Here is a 16,585-nt window from a genome sequence, read left to right on the forward strand (position 1 = left end):
GAGCGAGCAGTCCTCCGAGGCCGCGGTGCAGGCCATCATCGACGACGTCCGGACCCGCGGCTTCGACTCGCTGCGGGATCTTGCCGATCGCTTCGACGGGGTGCGGCGGGAGAACCCGGGGGTTCCCGCCGCGGTGAGCGAGGACGCGGTGGCCGGGCTCGCCCCGGCGGTGCGCGGGGCCCTCGAGGAGGCGATCGCCCGTGCCCGTGCCTTCGCGTCGGCGCAGCTGCCGGCGGACGTGGAGGTGGAGGTGGCCCCCGGTGCCCGGCTGACGCACAAGTGGATCCCCGTGGACCGCGTGGGGCTCTACGTCCCGGGCGGGTTGGCCGTCTACCCCTCCTCCGTGGTCATGAACGTGGTACCCGCCCAGGCCGCCGGTGTCGGCTCCATCGCGCTGGTCTCACCCCCGCAGCGCGAGTTCGGTGGCTGGCCCCACCCGGTGATCCTCGCTGCGGCGTCCATGCTCGGCATCACGGAGATCCACGCGGTGGGCGGGGCCCGGGCCGTGGCCGCCCCCGCCTCCGGTGCCCCCGCCGACGCCGAGCGGCCCGGCATCGATCCGGTGAACGTGATCACCGGGCCGGGCAACGTGTTCGTGGCCACCGCCAAGCGTCTGGTGCGCGGCACGGTGGGCATCGACTCCGAGGCGGGCACCACCGAGATCGCGGTGCTGGCCGACGCCGCGGCGGACCCGGACCTCGTGGCCGCGGACCTCGTGAGCCAGGCCGAGCACGATCCGCAGGCCGCGTCCGTGCTCGTGACCGATTCCGCGGAGCTCGCCGACGCCGTCGTCCGCCGCCTGCAGGTCAGGGCCGCAGGGACGCGGCACGCCGAGCGGGTGCGGACGGCCCTGGGCGGACCGCAGTCCGGGGTGATCCTCGTGGACGATCTGGAGCACGGTGTGGCCGTGTGCAACGCGTACGCCGCCGAGCACCTCGAGATCCAGACCGTCGACGCCGCCGCCGTGGCCGCGCGGATCCGCAATGCGGGAGCGGTGTTCGTGGGGGAGTCCAGCCCCGTGAGCCTGGGTGACTACTGCGCCGGCTCGAACCACGTGCTGCCCACCGGGGGGACGGCGGCGTTCGCCTCCGGACTGAATGTCACCACGTTCCTGCGGGCGGTGCAGCTGATCCACTACGACCGCGCAGCACTGGAGGCGGTCTCCGGCTCGATCATCGCTCTGTCCGAGGCGGAGAACCTGCCCGCGCACGGCGACGCGGTCGCAGCCAGGTTCGCCGGTCACGCCTGACAGAACACTACATCTGGTAATTCCACCCTTGTAGTTTCACTACATGTAGTCCTAAGATGACCTTGAGGCCGACGAGCGGAGGGTAAGTCATGTACTGTCCGTACTGCCGTCACCCCGACTCCCGTGTGGTCGACAGCCGGCTCGGCGACGACGGCTCGGCGATCCGGCGTCGTCGGTCCTGCCCGCAGTGCGGGCGGCGTTTCAGCACCGTGGAGACCACGAGTCTCAGCGTGGTCAAGCGCTCGGGCGCCGCGGAACCCTTCAGCCGGGGCAAGGTCATCAACGGCGTGCGGAAGGCCTGCCAGGGCCGGCCCGTCACCGAGGACGACCTCGCGCTCCTCGCGCAGGAGGTGGAGGAGAACGTGCGGGCCAGCGGTGTGGCGGAGATCGACGCCCACGAGGTGGGCCTCGCGATCCTCGGCCCCCTGCGCAGACTCGACCAGATCGCGTTCCTGCGCTTCGCGAGCGTGTACCAGGGCTTCGAGTCCCTCGAGGACTTCGAGGCCGCCATCGACGCCCTGCGGGAGCAGGCGCGGGACAACGAGCGGGTACCCAGCGGGGTGCAGCGACCGCTCACGGCGCAGTAGGATCTCTCCGCAGGAGGGCCTCCCCGCAGGAGCATCCCCTGCCCGGGAGCAGATCCGCGCAGGAGCATCCCCTGCCCGGGAGCAGATCCGCGCAGGAGCACCCCCTGCCCGGGAGCAGATCCGCGCAGGGGAGAACCTGCGCGTACGACCCCGGTGGTGGTGACGGAGGGGAAGCCGGAGCCACCACCGGTCCACCGACCGACGCGAGGAGCCCCGCCCCCGGATGTCCGGGAGCGGGTTCCTTGCGGGGACCGGTGCGTCAGACGGTCGGGCTGAAGAGCAGTGCCGCCTGGAGTGCGCCCCCCACGATCCCGGCGTGGTTCTTGAGCTGCGCGGGGATGATCGGCGTACGGAGGTCGAGGGAGGGGAGGTACTCGCTGCTCCGCTTGGAGATCCCGCCTCCCACGATGAACAGCTCGGGGGAGAAGAGGAACTCGACGTGGGAGAAGTACCGCTGGAGGCGTACGGCGTACTCGTCCCATCCGATGCCGTCCCGTTCCCGGGCCACGGCGGAGGCCCTCGTCTCGGCGTCGTGACCGTCGATCTCCAGGTGCCCGAGCTCCACGTTGGGTACCAGCCGGCCGTCGAAGACGAAGGCGGAGCCGATCCCGGTGCCGAGGGTGACCACCAGGACGGTCCCCGGCTTCCCCTTGCCCGCCCCGTACCGGACCTCCGCGAGACCGGCGGCGTCGGCGTCGTTGATCACATGGACGGAACGTCCGAGGACCTGGGTGAAGAGTGCGTCGACGTCGGTGTCCACCCAGCTCTTGTCCACGTTGGCGGCGGACCGCGCCACGCCGTGCTGGATGATCGCGGGGAAGGTCACGCCCACGGGCAGGTCCGCGGGAGGCCCCTCGGGCCGCGACGTGAGTTCCGTGACGATCTGCGCCACCACCTCCGCGACAGCCTGCGGGGTGGACGGCTGCGGGGTGGGGATGCGGTAGCGGTCACCGACGATCTCGCCGCGGGCGAGGTCGACGATGCCCCCCTTGATCCCCGTACCGCCGATGTCGATCCCGATGACGCTCTTCGGCAGCTTCTTCGACTTCTTGTCGGTCCTGTGTGTCTTGGCGGTGTCCTTGGCCATGGTTCTCCGTCGGGATGGGCCGGCGTACCGGCTGCGGATGGTACTCGTGTGTGCGGGCGCCGCGTCAGGGCAGGGTGAGGATCTCGGTGCCGGTGCCGGTCACCAGGAGGGTGTGCTCGAACTGCGCGGTCCGGCGGCGGTCCCTGGTGACCACCGTCCAGTCGTCCGACCACATGTCCCACTGGATGGTACCGAGGGTGAGCATGGGTTCGATCGTGAAGACCATCCCGGGCTCGATCACGCGGTTGTGGGCGGGAGCGGCGTCGTAGTGCGGGATGATGAGGCCGGTGTGGAAGGCCTCGCCCACCCCGTGCCCGGTGAAGTCGCGGACCACCCCGTACCCGAAGCGCTTGGCGTAGGTCTCGATGCTCCGTCCGATCACGTTGATCTCACGGCCGGGGGCCACCACCCGGATCGCCCGGGCCAGGGACTCCCGGGTGCGCTCCACCAGCAGACGGGACTGCTCGTCCACCTCACCGACGCAGAACGTGGAATTGGTGTCGCCGTGGACGCCGTCCTTGTAGGCGGTGATGTCGATGTTCACGATGTCACCGTCCTGCAGCACCGTGGAGTCGGGGATGCCGTGGCAGATCACCTCGTTCACCGAGGAGCAGATCGACTTCGGGAACCCCCGGTACCCCAGGGTGGACGGATAGGCGCCGTGGTCCAGCAGGAACTCGTGACCCACCCGGTCGAGTTCGTCCGTGGTGGTCCCGGGCTGCGCCCGCTTCCCGACCTCCATGATCGCCTGCGCCGCGATCCTGCCGGCGGCACGGATCTTCTCGATGGTCTCCGGCGTCTTCACCTCGGACCCGGTGAACGGCCGGGGTGCCTTCCGGCCCACGTACTCGGGCCGCACGATGCTCCTGGGCACGGGGCGTTGCGGAGAGATCGTGCCGGGGACGAGGGTGCCGGGAGGGGCGGTCGCGGAAGGCTGGGGCATACCCTTGATCCTATAGCGGGCCGGGTCGGCGATCGAAAGACCACCGTGGCCCATAATCGGCGGACGGGGCGGGGACGTCCCGGATGGAGGAGGTCCGGATGACGGAGTACTGGTACAACGTACGTACCCACGAGGTCGAGGAGGACCGGCAGTCGGACTGGTCGCAGCTGATCGGCCCCTACCCCACGCGCGACGAGGCGGCCAAGGCCCTCGAGAAGGTGCGGCAGCGCAACGAGGCGTGGGACGCGGAGGACGAGGAGGACTGAGCCCCACCACCGGAGGACGTCCGGGTCGGTTCGGCGGGGGGCCGCCGAACCGGTCGGGACGTCAGGACGGGAGACTAGAAGGAGTGCTCGGGGCCGGGGAACGTCCCGGCACGGACGTCGTCGGCGAAGGCGCCGGCGGCCTCGGCCAGGACACCGCGCAGGTCCGCGTACTGCTTGACGAATCTGGCCTGCTTCCCACCGCGCAGTCCGGCCATGTCCTGCCAGACGAGCACCTGACCCGTGGTACCCGGGCCGGCGCCGATCCCGATGGTGGGCACCGGGACCGCGGCGTCCACCGCCGTCGCGGTCTCCGCCGGGACCATCTCCATGAGGATGCAGAAGGCGCCGGCGTCGGCGAGGGCCACGGCGTCGTCCACGATGCGCCGTGATGCGTCTCCGCGCCCCTGGACACGGTAGCCGCCGAGGGCGTGCTCGCTCTGCGGCGTGAACCCGATGTGCGCCATCACCGGGATGCCGGCCCGGACCAGGGCGCGCACCGTCCCCGCGTAGTCCGCGCCGCCCTCCATCTTGACGGCGTGCACCAGCCCCTCCTTCAGCAGCCGGACCGAGGACTCCACGGCCTGTTCGGGGGAGACCTCGTAGCTGCCGAACGGGAGGTCCGCCACCACGAGTGCGCGTGTCGCGGCCCGGCTGACCGCCCGGCTGAACAGGATCATCTCGTCCAGGGTGATGGGCAGCGTGGTGGCGTGCCCCAGCACGTTGTTCGCCGCGGAGTCCCCGACCAGGAGGACCTCGATCCCGGCCTGGTCGAACACCTCGGCCGCGTACTGGTCGTAGGCCGTGAGCATCGCGAAACGCGTACCCCGGTCCTTGGCCTGCTGCAGGTGGTGGGTCCGGATCCGGGCGGGGGACAGCGCTGCTCCCCGGGTGCCCTCCGGGGATCCTGCGGCGGCGCCGGCTCCGTAGGGGGCGGGCAGTTCGGCGGACGTCATGCCCCGAGCCTACTGGACCCTTCGCACACGTCCCCGCCCACCCCATGCCGCCCGACTGGCCGCCGACGCCGGCCCGTCGACGTCGGCGCGGCACACGGGACGGAACGGTCCGCGCCTGAAGAGGGCCCGCGGATCAGTAGAGTGATCAACGGCAAGGTGCGCCGTGCCGTCCACCGGCCGTGGCGGGCCCGGACGCGTACGACGCCGGGCGGAAACAGTCCGCCACCTCCGGGACGGGGCGTGGTCAGGACGACGAGGAGGAACGAGGTGGTCATGGACCGGCAGCAGGAGTTCGTACTACGAACCATCGAGGAGCGCGACGTGCGGTACGTGCGTCTGTGGTTCACCGACGTCGTCGGGACCCTCAAATCGGTGGCCCTCGCCCCCGCCGAGGTGGAGGGGGCGTTCGAGGAGGGGCTCGGCTTCGACGGCTCCTCGATCGAGGGCCTGGCGCGCGTGTACGAATCGGACATGCTGGCGCAGCCCGATCCCTCCACCTTCCAGATCCTGCCCTGGCGCGGTGACACGGAGCAGACCTCGCGCATGTTCTGCGACATCCTGACCCCCGACGGGCAGCCCTCCACCGCGGACCCGCGGGGCGTGCTGAAGCGCACCCTCGCCAAGGCCGCCGACATGGGCTTCACCTGCTACACCCACCCGGAGATCGAGTTCTACCTCCTGAAGTCGGAGGAGGTGGGCGCGGACGGGCAGCCCGTCCCCGTGGACCACGCAGGGTACTTCGACCACGTACCGGGTGGCGTGGCGCAGGACTTCCGGCGCAACGCGGTCGCCATGCTGGAATCCGTGGGCATCTCGGTGGAGTTCAGCCACCACGAGGCCGGGCCCGGCCAGAACGAGATCGATCTGCGCTACGCGGACGCGCTGCAGACGGCGGACAACATCATGACGTTCCGCACCATCATCAAGGAGGTGGCCCTCACCTCGAACAGCTACGCGACCTTCATGCCCAAGCCGTTCTCCGCGCACCCCGGATCCGGGATGCACACGCACTTCTCCCTGTTCGAGGGGGACACGAACGCGTTCTTCGAGGCCGGCGCCGAGTTCCAGCTCTCCACCACCGCCCGCCAGTTCATCGCCGGGATCCTCAGGCACGCACCCGAGTTCACCGCCGTGACCAACCAGTTCGTGAACTCCTACAAGCGGCTCTGGGGTGGCGGTGAGGCTCCCAGCTACCTGTCCTGGGGGCACAACAACCGCTCGGCGCTGGTCCGCGTCCCGCTCTACAAGCCGAACAAGGGCCAGTCGGCGCGCATCGAGTACCGCGGCATCGACTCCGCCAGCAACCCCTACCTCGCCTACTCGGTGCTGCTCGGGGCGGGGCTGAAGGGCATCGAGGAGGGCTACGAACTGCCCGCCGCGGCCGAGGACGACGTCTGGGGCCTCACGGCCGCGGAGCGCCGCGCGATGGGGCACGACTCCCTGCCGGCGAGTCTGCACGACGCCATCCGGGTGATGGAGGATTCCGAGCTGGTGGCGGACATCCTGGGGGAGCAGGTGTTCGAGAACTTCCTGCGGAACAAGCGCGCCGAGTGGTACGACTACCGGATCGAGGTCACCCCGTACGAGCTGCGCCGCAACCTCAACATCCTCTGAGCCGTCCTTCGGACCCTCCGCCGAGCCGTCCGCAGGGGCAGCCGGCCGGCGACGCCGGCCGGAGGGTGGCTAGGGTTGGGGCATGAGCCTCAACCGTAAGCTGATCAGTTACGGCTTCGCCGACCTCGAGAAGAGCCGGCGTTTCCTGGCCGCGCCGGAGCTGACGGATCTCGACGACGACGAGCTCCTCGACGCGCTCGCGGTGGCGGCGGACCCGGACCTCGCGCTGCAGTCCTTCGTCCGGCTGCTGGCGGTGGACCGTGGGGGTGTCCTGGGTGCCTTCGAGGACGAGGCCCGGCGTCCTGCGCTGTTCCGGCTCCTCGGGGCCTCGGAGGCACTCGGTGAGTTCCTCATGCGTCATCCCGAGCACCTCGACGTGGTCCGCAGCGGGCCGGCGACGCCGGCGCCGGTGCCGCCCGAGAGCCTCCGGGCGGCGCTGCTGCACGCGGTGGAGGCCGATCCGCGTGCGGTGAACCCGGTGGCCGGTCTCACCGGCGTCGAGGCGTACCGGCGTCTGCGCATCACCTACCGGCGCCACCTCACCGATCTCGCGGTGCGGGACCTCGGCCACTGCGCCCCGCTGGACTACCTGCCGGTGGTCTCGCGCGAACTGAGCGATCTCGCGGCGGCCGCCCTGGAGGCCGCGCTCGCCGTGGCCCGCGCCGAGCTCGGCGAGGTGTACGGGGCGGAGGTCGTGGAGCGCGTGAGGCTCGCCGTCATCGCGATGGGCAAGTGCGGCGCCCGGGAGCTCAACTACATCTCCGACGTCGACGTCGTGTACGTGGTGGAGGGGGACGACGTCGACGACGCTCTGCTGACCAGGATCGGCACCGGCCTGGCCTCGGGCATGGTCCGCGGTGTGTACTCCGTGGCCCCCGAGCCGGCCCTGTGGGAGGTGGACGCCAACCTGCGGCCCGAGGGCAAGGACGGGCAGCTGGTGCGGACCCTCGGATCCCACGTGTCCTACTACGAGCGCTGGGCGCGGACCTGGGAGTTCCAGGCGCTCCTCAAGGCGCGTGCTGTGGCCGGGGACCCGGACCTCGGGCGGCGCTACGAGGAGGCGGTGGCCCCCCTGATCTGGGCGTCCTCGCAGCGGGAGGGCTTCGTGGAGGCGGTCCGCGCGATGCGCCGCAGGGTCACCGACAACATCCCGCGGGAGGAGGAGGGCCGGCAGCTCAAACTGGGACCCGGAGGTCTGCGCGACGTCGAGTTCTCGGTGCAGCTGCTGCAACTGGTCCACGGGCGGCTCGACCAGTCCCTCCGGGTACGCGACACCGTGACCGCCATCGCCGCCCTCAGCTCGGGCGGCTACATCGGCCGCTCGGACGCCCTCGACCTGGACGACGCCTACCGCTACCTGCGGGTCCTCGAGCACCGCATCCAGCTCTCGTACCTGCGCCGCACCCACCTGATGCCGCAGGACCCGAGCGCGTTGCGTGCACTCGCCCGGGCGTCCGAGGGCTGCATGGTCACCGCGAGGCCCAGCGCGCAGAGTCTGCACGAGAAGTGGCAGCGCACCCGGAAGCTCGTCCGGCGGCTCCACGAATCCATCTTCTACCGCCCGCTGCTGAACACCGCAGCCACCCTCCGGCCCGAGGACGTGCAGCTCACGGCGGAAGCGGCTCAGGCACGCCTGGCGGCCCTCGGGTACCAGGACCCGCGGGGGGCCATGCGACACATCGAGGCGCTCACCGGGGGGCTCCGGCGCAGGGCGCTGCTCCAGCGCCAGCTGCTCCCGATCCTGCTGGCGTGGTTCGCCGACGGCGTGGACCCCGACGCCGGGCTGCTGGGCTTCCGGAGGCTCAGCGAGTCGCTGGGGGAGAGCCACTGGTACCTGGGCATGCTGCGTGACTCGAGCGCGGCCGCCGAACGCCTGTGCGCGGTGCTGTCCAGCAGCCGCTTCATCACGGACCTCCTCGAGGTCTCACCGGAGTCCACCCAGTGGCTGGGGTCCGACGCCGCACTGGTCCCCGACACGTTCGATGCGCAGTGGCAGGAGATCCGCTCCAAGATGTCGCGGCACCCGGAGGCCGGGGAGGCGATCCGGCTCATCCGGTTGATCCGCCGCCGGGAACTGCTGCGCATCGCCGTCGCGGACGGTGCGGGCCTGCTCCCGCAGGAGGAGGTGAGCCGGGCCCTGGCCGACGCCGACCGGGCCGCCGTCCTCGGGGCACTGCACGTCGCGGAAAAGGAGCTGTTCGGGGACGGTCAGGAGCAGCTCACCGAGGTGGTGGTGATGGCCATGGGCCGCCAGGGAGGCCGTGAGATCACCTACGGCTCGGACGCCGACGTGATCTTCGTGCACCGGCCGCTGCCCGGAGCCGACGAGTCGGCCGCGCAGCGGCAGGCCGAGGCGCTCGTGGGCCGGCTGACGGCGCTGCTGACCCAGCCGTGCAAGCCCCCGGTGCTCGCCGAACGGGTCCTCGAGATCGACGTCGCCCTGCGGCCGGAGGGCAAGCAGGGGGCCATGGTCCGCTCCCTGGACTCCTACCGCGAGTACTACCGCCGGTGGTCGCTGCCCTGGGAGGCACAGGCGCTCCTGCGTGCCCGGCCGCTCGCGGGGAGCGACGACCTCGCCGCGGAGTTCGTGGCCCTGATCGACCCGCTGCGCTACCCGGCCGACCTCGGCGAGAACAGTGTTCGCGAGATCCGCCGCATCAAGGCCCGGGTGGAGTCGGAGCGGCTGCCCCGCGGTGCTGACCCGTCGCGTCATCTCAAGCTCGGGCGGGGTGCGCTCAGCGACGTCGAATGGCTGGTGCAGCTCCTCCAGCTCCAGCATGCGCACTCCACGCCGTCCCTGCGGGTCCAGCCCACGCTCGCGGGTCTGGACGCCTGCAGCGCCGAGGGGCTGCTGCCTGCGGAGGACGCCGGCATCCTGCGCGAGAGCTGGGCCCTGGCCAGCCGGATCCGCGCCGCCAACGTCATCTGGACCGGACGGGGGTCGGACCTGCTGCCGTCCTCCCGCCGGGACCTCGAGGCCGTGGCCCGGTGGTGCGGCTACGGCCCGGACAGCGGGTCGGAGCTGGAGGAGGACTACCTGCGCCTCACCCGGCGCAGCCGCACCGTCTTCGAGCGCCACTTCTACGGGTACTGATCGTCTCCTGCGTGGGGCGGCGGAAAACGACGACGGCGGCCTCCCGGTGAGGGGGACCGCCGTCGTGACGTCCGATTGCGTGCATCGGATCCTGGTGGATCAGACCCCGTAGTAGAGCTCGAACTCGTAGGGGTTCGGGCGCAGTGCGAGCGGCTTGATCTCCACCTCGCGCTTGTACTCGATCCAGGTCTCGATCAGGTCCTGGGTGAAGACGCCGCCGGCCTGCAGGAACTCGTTGTCGGCCTCGAGCGCCAGGAGTGCCTCCTCGAGCGAGCCCGGGGCCTTCTGGATGTCCTGTGCCTCCTCGGGGGGGAGCTCGTAGAGGTCCTTGTCGATCGGGTCCGCGGGTTCGATGCGGTTCTTGATGCCGTCGAGGCCCGCCATCAGCTGCGCGGCGAAGGCGAGGTACGGGTTCGAGGAGGGGTCCGGCGCGCGGAACTCGAGTCGCTTGGCCTTCGGGTTCGACCCCGTGATCGGGATGCGGATACCGGCGGAGCGGTTGCCCTGCGAGTACACCATGTTCACCGGCGCCTCGAAGCCCTTGACCAGGCGGCGGTAGGAGTTCACGGTCGGGTTGGTGAACGCGAGGACCGCCGAGGCGTGCTTCAGCAGACCGCCGATGTACCAGCGGGCGGTGTCCGAGAGACCGGCGTAGCCGCGCTCGTCGTAGAACAGCGGCTCACCGTTGGACCACAGCGACTGGTGGCAGTGCATCCCCGAACCGTTGTCACCGAAGATGGGCTTCGGCATGAAGGTCGCCGACTTGCCCCAGGCGTTGGAGACGTTCTTGACGATGTACTTGAACTTCTGCAGGTCGTCCGCCGCGTGCGTCATGGTGGTGAACTTGTAGTTGATCTCGGCCTGGCCGGCGCCGCCGACCTCGTGGTGCGAGCGCTCGACCTCGAGACCGGCCTTGTCCAGTTCCACGCAGATGGCGTCGCGGAGGTCTGCCTGCTTGTCCACGGGGGACACCGGGAAGTAACCACCCTTGAACGGGGTCTTGTTGCCGAGGTTCCCGCCCACCTCCTCGCGTCCGCTGTTCCACGGCGCCTCGATGGAGTCCACCTTGTAGAAGCTGCCCTGCGGGGAGGACTCGTACTGGACGTTGTCGAAGATGAAGAACTCGGCCTCGGGGGCGAAGAACGCCGTGTCCGCGATACCGGTGGAGGACAGGTACGCCTCCGCGCGCTCGGCGACACTGCGGGGATCGCGGTGGTAGGGGTCACCGGTCCGCGGGTTCACGATCGAGAAGTTCAGCGCAAGCGTCTTCTCGGCACGGAAGGGGTCCACGAAGGCCGTGGTCACATCCGGGATGAGCTGCATGTCGGACTCCGCGATGCCCTGGAAGCCGCGGATGGACGAGCCGTCGAAGAGCTGACCGTTGATGAAGAAGTCCGCGTCCACCGACTTCGCAGGGACGTTGAAGTGCTGCTGGACTCCGGGAAGGTCGGTGAAGCGTACATCGACGAACCTGACATCTTCGTCGGCGATGAACTTGAGGACCTCGTCCGCATTCTTAAACATCGATTCATGCTCCTAACGCATGGCTGGGGGAACCCGGCGCCAGCGCGTGTCCCTGCACCGCAAGGAATTTTCACGAGCTCCGGCAGGATGGGGACGCTGCCGCCGACTCGTTCCAACAGTAGGAGCGGGCAGTTTCTCGCTGGTGTCGCGCGTGTTTCCGGGACGTTACATGAGGGGAACTGCTCGATCCACCCTAGCGCGTCGGGTGGATGGGTGCATGATCGGGTCCCGCCGCCCTCCTCCCGGTAGGCTGGGTCCGTGGTGAACAGGGATGAGCTCGGCTCGTGGCTCGACGGTCCGCCGCCGTCGGGCGAGCAGCAGTGGCCGGGTCAGCGGCTCGGCAGGCCCGAGGCGGGCCCGGGATCCATCGCGCGGTTCGGGCCGCGCGCAGGTGCCCTCCTCGTCGACTGGCTGATCTGCTCACTCGCCTCGGCGGCCTTCTTCCAGTACGACGCCCTCGCGACCCTGTTCATCTTCCTCGTGGAGCAGGTCCTCCTCGTGGGATTCTTTGGGTACAGCATCGGGCACCGGGTCTTCCGGATGCAGGTGCAGACACTCGACGGACGGCCGGCCGGGTACCTGACCGCCCTGATCCGCAGCGTGCTGGTCTGCCTGGTGGTGCCGGCGCTGATCCTCGATGCGGACCAGCGCGGTGTCCACGACCGTGTCCGCGGCACGGCGCTGTTCAGGATCTAGCCCGTGCACGTCGCGATCCGGGCCGTCCGGTCCGCGATCCAGGCCGTCGGGTCGAGGCCGACGCACCCCCTCCCCCCGCCGACTCCGCGCCGGGCCTCCCGGACGTCCTACCCCTGACGTCCCACCGGGCTGGTTCACCCGGTTCGGGGACAGGACGAGGAAAGCCGCTCCCGGAGATGGGAACGGCTTTCCTCGGATCTCGTGGACGGAGGGCGTCAGCGCCCGCGCATCCCCTTGCGGTCGGGACGAGCCTTGAACGGGTCCACGCCCTTCGGGATGGGTAGCTTGGTGCCGAGCGCGGTGAGCCGCTTGTCCACGGCGTACACCTCCTGCTTGGTCAGTGTCTTCTTCATCTTCTGGATCTGCTTGGGGAGCTTCGCCAGCGGTACCTGGCCCTCCCCGCGTCCGGTCCCCACGATGTGCACCGGGACGTTGGGGATGATGCGGGCCATCTTGCGCTTCTCGCCGTCGACGAGCTGCTTGACGCGCGTGGCCGGTCCCTCCGACACCAGGATGACGCCGGGGCGCCCGATGACGCGGAAGACGGCGTCCTGGGTGCGGGGGTTCACCGCGACCGGCTGCTCCTGGAGGATCCATCCGCGGCGCAGCACGCTCAGGGCGGCTCCGGCACCGCCGGGCTTGCCCTCGATCTGGGAGAACGCGGCCCGCTCGGCGCGTCTGGACAGGATGAAGATCGCCGCCAGCAGGGCCAGGGGCACCGAGATGATGACCAGGGTGACGATGTTGTCGATCAGGAGCCCGATCAGCAGGCCCACCGCGATGATCCCGACGAACGCCAGGAGCATGAACCAGACGACCGCGGGATCGTTGCGCCGTGTCATCTTGAAGACTTCGACGATCTGCTTCATGCGCCCGGTCTTCTTCGCCTTCTGCGGTTTCGGCTTGCGCGAGAAGAGCCGGCGTCTGGGCGTGGGGGAGCCTGAGGGATCAATCGAATGTGACATAGTGCTTCGATTCTACGGGACGCCCGGAGGGCGTCGACGGCAGGGCGGAAGGAGGGACGCCCGGGAACGGATCAGCCGGCGAGCAACGACGCCGCTTCCTGGGAGGCGGTCCCGGGGTCGTCCAGGTGGGAGAGCTCCGCGGGAAGCTCCAGACCCTTCCTGCGCATGGCACGCGCCCAGAGGCGTCCGGCCCGGTAGGAGGAGCGCACGAGGGGACCGCTCATGACGCCGAGGAACCCGATCTCCTCCGCCTCCTCGCTCAGTTCCACGAACTCGGCCGGTTTGACCCAGCGGTCCACGGGCAGATGGCGTTCGCTGGGACGCAGGTACTGCGTGATGGTGATGAGGTCGCAGCCCGCCGCGTGGAGGTCCCTGAGCGCCTCGGAGATCTCCTCGCGCGTCTCGCCCATGCCGAGGATCAGGTTGGACTTCGTCACCATGCCGAGGTCGCGCCCCTGCGTGATGACGTCGAGGGAGCGCTCGTAGCGGAACGCCGGCCGGATGCGCTTGAAGATCCGCGGGACCGTCTCCACGTTGTGCGCGAACACCTCCGGCGCCGCGTCGCAGATCGCCGCGATGTGCTCCGGGCGTCCCGAGAAGTCCGGGATGAGGATCTCGACGCCGGTCCCCGGGTTCATGCCGTGGATCTGCCGGATGGTCTCCGCGTAGAGCCAGACGCCTTCGTCGGGCAGGTCGTCGCGGGCCACGCCGGTCACCGTCGCGTACCGGAGGTTCATGGAACGGACCGACTGCGCCACCTTGAACGGTTCGCTGCGGTCCAGGGGCTGCGGTTTCCCGGTGTCGATCTGGCAGAAGTCGCAACGCCTGGTGCACTCGGACCCGCCAATGAGGAAGGTGGCCTCACGGTCCTCCCAGCACTCGAAGATGTTGGGGCAGCCCGCTTCCTCGCAGACGGTGTGCAGGCCTTCCTTCTTCACGAGGTTCTTCATGGAGACGAACTCCGGACCGATGTTGACCTTCGCCTTCATCCAGTCGGGTTTGCGCTCCACCGGCGTCTCGGCATTGCGCGCCTCGATGCGCAGCAGACGGCGTCCCTCGGGGGCAAGACTCATGGTGAAGTTCCTTCTGACTCGGAGTCACGGGGCTGGTTCGCGAGAGGGGTCCGGCGGGAGCCGGTGTCGTCCTCGCCCACCAGTACCCTCTCATTGTCGCGCAGTCCGGCCTCGATCAGCGAAACGATCGCGGCAGGCGTCACGGTACGGCCGCACTCGGCCGAGATCGAGGTGACCCCGGCGTCGCTGATGCCGCACGGGACGATCTGCTGGAACGGTGCGAGGTCGTTGCTGCAGTTCACGGCGAACCCGTGCATGGTGACGCGGTCCTTGACCCGGATCCCGATCGCCGCGATCTTCCGTGCGGGCCGGTCCTCGGTCGCCGTCAGCCATACTCCTGATCGTCCCTCGACCCGCATACCCTCGATCCCGAAGGTGCGGAGCACGGAGATGATGATCCCCTCGAGCGTACCGACGTACTCCGCCACGCGTGCAGGGTCACGCAGCGCGATGATCGGGTAGGCCACCAGCTGCCCCGGGCCGTGCCAGGTGAGCTTGCCGCCGCGGTCCACCGGTATCACCGGCGTACCGTCGAACGGCCGTTCGTGCTCCTCCGTGCGTCTGCCCGCCGTGTAGACGGGGGCGTGCTCGAGCAGGATCACGGTGCTGGGGCGGATGCCCTCGAGCACCTCCTCGTGCAGGGTCTTCTGGAGGTCCCACCCGGAGGAGTACTCCACGTAGTCGGGGGCCAGGCCGACGCGTGAGAACGCAAGAGTCATGCTGCAAGGGTAGTCCGCGATCGTCCCAGCGGCTGCTCAGATCCTGTGGATAACCCCGAACGCCACCCTTCGTGCCCTAGAACTGGGTCATGAGCAATTCCGCACCCGAGAACGCCCCCAGTTTCGGGCACCGCCTCCGCCCTTCGGGTGGCCCGGGACCCTCGGGTGCACCGCCGGAGGATCCCGTTCCTCCGGTGGTACCCGGACTCCACGTCGGACGTCTGCTCGGACGCGGTGGGTTCTCGTCGGCATGGCTCGTGACGGACGACGACGGGCGGCGCTTCGCGCTCAAGATCGCGGCACCGTCGCGCGGAGGACCGGCACCGTCACGGGGAGGACCGGCACCGGAGGGGGTACGGCACGCACCGACCCCGCCGGTCACAGGTCCGCCGTCGCGGGGGCGGCGCGCAGCCGGCCCGGACGCCCGTCCCGACCCCGCGGACGGACCCGGGCGGTTCCCGGTCGCCGCGGACGACGTCGACCTGCAGGGCGGCGGGGCGGCAAGCCTCCGTGGAGGTCTCGAGCGGGAGTTACGCCTCCTGCGGCGTTTCCGTCACGAGCACCTGCTCGAGGTCCACCGGATGGTGGAGACGGACCAGGGACCCGGGATGCTCGCGGAGCTGGCACCGGGCGGGTCGCTGCTCGCCCTGATCGCCGGCAGGGGTCCGCTCCCCGTCGCCGAGGTGGTGACGGCCCTGGCCCCCGTGGCTCAGGCGCTCGCGCACCTGCATGCCGAGGGGATGGTGCACGGTGACGTGACCCCCGGCAACATCCTGTTCACCAGCGAGGGGAAACCGCTCCTCGGCGATCTGGGCACCGGGCGTCTCCTCGGCGCGGCGGCCGCTGCTCCCTTGGGGACGCCGGGTTTCATGGATCCCGCCTCGGACGGCGCGTACCACGTCGGGGTCGACGTCTTCGCACTCGCAGCCGTCTGCTGGTTCGCGCTGACCGGACGCGCGCCCGGTCCCACGGAGCAGCGTCCGCCCCTGGCGCTGATGGTGCCCGAGGTGGATCCCGCGCTGATGGGGATCATCGAGGACTGCCTGAGCGCACCGACCGATCGTCGCCCTCCCGCTGCGGAGGTTGCCCGGGTGCTCCTGGCCTCGGCGACACCCGTGCCCGTGAATCTCGCCCCCGCGGTGCACGAGAGCGTGCCGCCCGGCTCCTGACGCGGCGCCCCGCCGGGCGGGGGACCGCCGGTGGAGGAAGGGCGTTCCCCGCTCGGCGGGGCACGAGGCGATCCTCGTCGCACCCCTCGGCACGTCGGCGGCGGAAGGATCCCGGGTCCCGGACGAGGGAGGAGGGGCTCCGGGTACGACGCGGTGTCGCCCTGCTCGCGGGGGCCCTCGCAGCGGTCCTGCGCGGGGTGGGAACGGCCGTGACGGTGGGTGGCATGGGCCGGACGTCGGACGTGACCTCCGGTGGCGAGTCCCAGCGCACCGCCGAGGTCCTGCAGGAGCCGGCGGACGGGGGCGGCGACCCCGACGGGGGCGGCACCGTGGTGCCGAAGGGCACACCCGGGGACGGGGACGGTACGGAGGGTGCGGGGGACATCGACAGCGCGGGGGACCCGAGCGGGCCGGGCGGCCGGCCGGACCCGGCAGGCGGGGGCCCGGCGGGGGGGGGGTTCGCGGGGGATGCTCCCACGACGGCGCTGGACGCGGGTCCGGGCGTGGCTCTGGGAGGACTTGCCGCACTGCGGGCCCGTGCCTTCACCGAGGCGGACGTCGACCTCCCCCCCGCGGGGGGGCGGGGGCGGGCCCCGGCGGGGGGGGGGGGGCCGGGGGCCGGGGGGGCGGCGGCCCGCCCACGGCG

14 protein-coding genes and 1 pseudogene are annotated in these 16,585 nt (G+C 70.5%); 8 read left to right on the forward strand and 7 right to left on the reverse strand.

Annotation, left to right across the window (positions count from 1 at the left end; all coding sequences use genetic code 11):
- Positions 1-1,249, forward strand: a 1,249-nt coding sequence (gene hisD / locus AC792_RS01145; RefSeq protein WP_049828763.1) for a histidinol dehydrogenase, incomplete at its 5' end; no start/stop codon positions are given.
- Between the two features lie 89 nt (positions 1,250-1,338).
- Positions 1,339-1,836: a transcriptional regulator NrdR gene (gene nrdR / locus AC792_RS01150; RefSeq protein ID WP_049828764.1), complete on the forward strand. Its 498-nt coding sequence runs from the start codon at positions 1,339-1,341 to the stop codon at positions 1,834-1,836.
- Between the two features lie 259 nt (positions 1,837-2,095).
- Here nrdR and ppgK read toward each other — a convergent pair whose 3' ends face one another.
- Together ppgK and map are read right to left on the reverse strand one after the other, a co-directional pair.
- Positions 2,096-2,923 carry a polyphosphate--glucose phosphotransferase gene (gene ppgK, locus AC792_RS01155; RefSeq protein WP_049828765.1) on the reverse strand — a complete coding sequence of 276 codons (828 nt, stop codon included), beginning with the start codon at positions 2,921-2,923 and terminating at the stop codon, positions 2,096-2,098.
- A gap of 64 nt (positions 2,924-2,987) precedes the next feature.
- Positions 2,988-3,866 (reverse strand): type I methionyl aminopeptidase, encoded by an 879-nt coding sequence (gene map, locus AC792_RS01160; RefSeq protein ID WP_049828766.1) that lies wholly within the window; start codon positions 3,864-3,866, stop codon positions 2,988-2,990.
- 98 nt (positions 3,867-3,964) lie between these two features.
- Between map and AC792_RS01165 the strand changes: the two genes are divergently transcribed.
- Complete coding sequence (locus tag AC792_RS01165) at positions 3,965-4,132, forward strand: SPOR domain-containing protein (protein ID WP_152915962.1); 168 nt, start codon at positions 3,965-3,967, stop codon at positions 4,130-4,132.
- Between the two features lie 74 nt (positions 4,133-4,206).
- Here the strand turns inward: AC792_RS01165 and panB are convergent, their stop codons facing one another.
- Positions 4,207-5,085, reverse strand: a complete 879-nt coding sequence (gene panB / locus AC792_RS01170) for a 3-methyl-2-oxobutanoate hydroxymethyltransferase (protein ID WP_049828768.1) — start codon at positions 5,083-5,085, stop codon at positions 4,207-4,209.
- 273 nt (positions 5,086-5,358) lie between these two features.
- Between panB and glnA (AC792_RS01175) the strand changes: the two genes are divergently transcribed.
- Entirely contained in the window at positions 5,359-6,699 is a 1,341-nt protein-coding gene (gene glnA, locus AC792_RS01175; RefSeq protein WP_049828776.1) for a type I glutamate--ammonia ligase, read from the forward strand.
- 82 nt (positions 6,700-6,781) lie between these two features.
- Positions 6,782-9,793: a bifunctional [glutamine synthetase] adenylyltransferase/[glutamine synthetase]-adenylyl-L-tyrosine phosphorylase gene (locus AC792_RS01180; RefSeq protein WP_049828769.1), complete on the forward strand. Its 3,012-nt coding sequence runs from the start codon at positions 6,782-6,784 to the stop codon at positions 9,791-9,793.
- A gap of 99 nt (positions 9,794-9,892) precedes the next feature.
- Here AC792_RS01180 and glnA (AC792_RS01185) read toward each other — a convergent pair whose 3' ends face one another.
- Complete coding sequence (glnA, locus tag AC792_RS01185) at positions 9,893-11,317, reverse strand: type I glutamate--ammonia ligase (protein WP_049828770.1); 1,425 nt, start codon at positions 11,315-11,317, stop codon at positions 9,893-9,895.
- Positions 11,318-11,575: 258 nt separating this feature from the next.
- Here glnA (AC792_RS01185) and AC792_RS01190 point away from each other — a divergent pair, with 258 nt between their 5' ends.
- Positions 11,576-12,013: an RDD family protein gene (locus AC792_RS01190; RefSeq protein WP_049828771.1), complete on the forward strand. Its 438-nt coding sequence runs from the start codon at positions 11,576-11,578 to the stop codon at positions 12,011-12,013.
- Between the two features lie 215 nt (positions 12,014-12,228).
- Here the strand turns inward: AC792_RS01190 and AC792_RS01195 are convergent, their stop codons facing one another.
- From AC792_RS01195 to lipB, 3 genes are all read right to left on the reverse strand, one after another.
- Positions 12,229-12,978, reverse strand: coding sequence for a DUF4191 domain-containing protein (locus tag AC792_RS01195; protein ID WP_049828772.1), 750 nt, complete (start codon positions 12,976-12,978; stop codon positions 12,229-12,231).
- 71 nt (positions 12,979-13,049) lie between these two features.
- The gene (gene lipA / locus AC792_RS01200; protein ID WP_049828773.1) at positions 13,050-14,051 is read right to left on the reverse strand and encodes a lipoyl synthase; all 1,002 of its coding nucleotides are present in this window, start codon (positions 14,049-14,051) and stop codon (positions 13,050-13,052) included.
- Entirely contained in the window at positions 14,048-14,770 is a 723-nt protein-coding gene (gene lipB / locus AC792_RS01205; RefSeq protein WP_049828774.1) for a lipoyl(octanoyl) transferase LipB, read from the reverse strand. The genes lipA and lipB overlap by 4 nt, the downstream gene beginning before the upstream one ends.
- Before the next feature lie 89 nt (positions 14,771-14,859).
- Between lipB and AC792_RS01210 the strand changes: the two genes are divergently transcribed.
- Both AC792_RS01210 and AC792_RS01215 read left to right on the forward strand, forming a co-directional pair.
- Complete coding sequence (locus tag AC792_RS01210) at positions 14,860-15,939, forward strand: protein kinase domain-containing protein (protein ID WP_152915963.1); 1,080 nt, start codon at positions 14,860-14,862, stop codon at positions 15,937-15,939.
- A 209-nt stretch (positions 15,940-16,148) separates the two neighbouring features.
- Positions 16,149-16,585: pseudogene (locus AC792_RS01215) on the forward strand (hypothetical protein); the annotation flags it as partial.

The sequence above is a fragment of the Arthrobacter sp. RIT-PI-e genome, assembly GCF_001187915.1.
Lineage (GTDB): Bacteria > Actinomycetota > Actinomycetes > Actinomycetales > Micrococcaceae > Arthrobacter_D.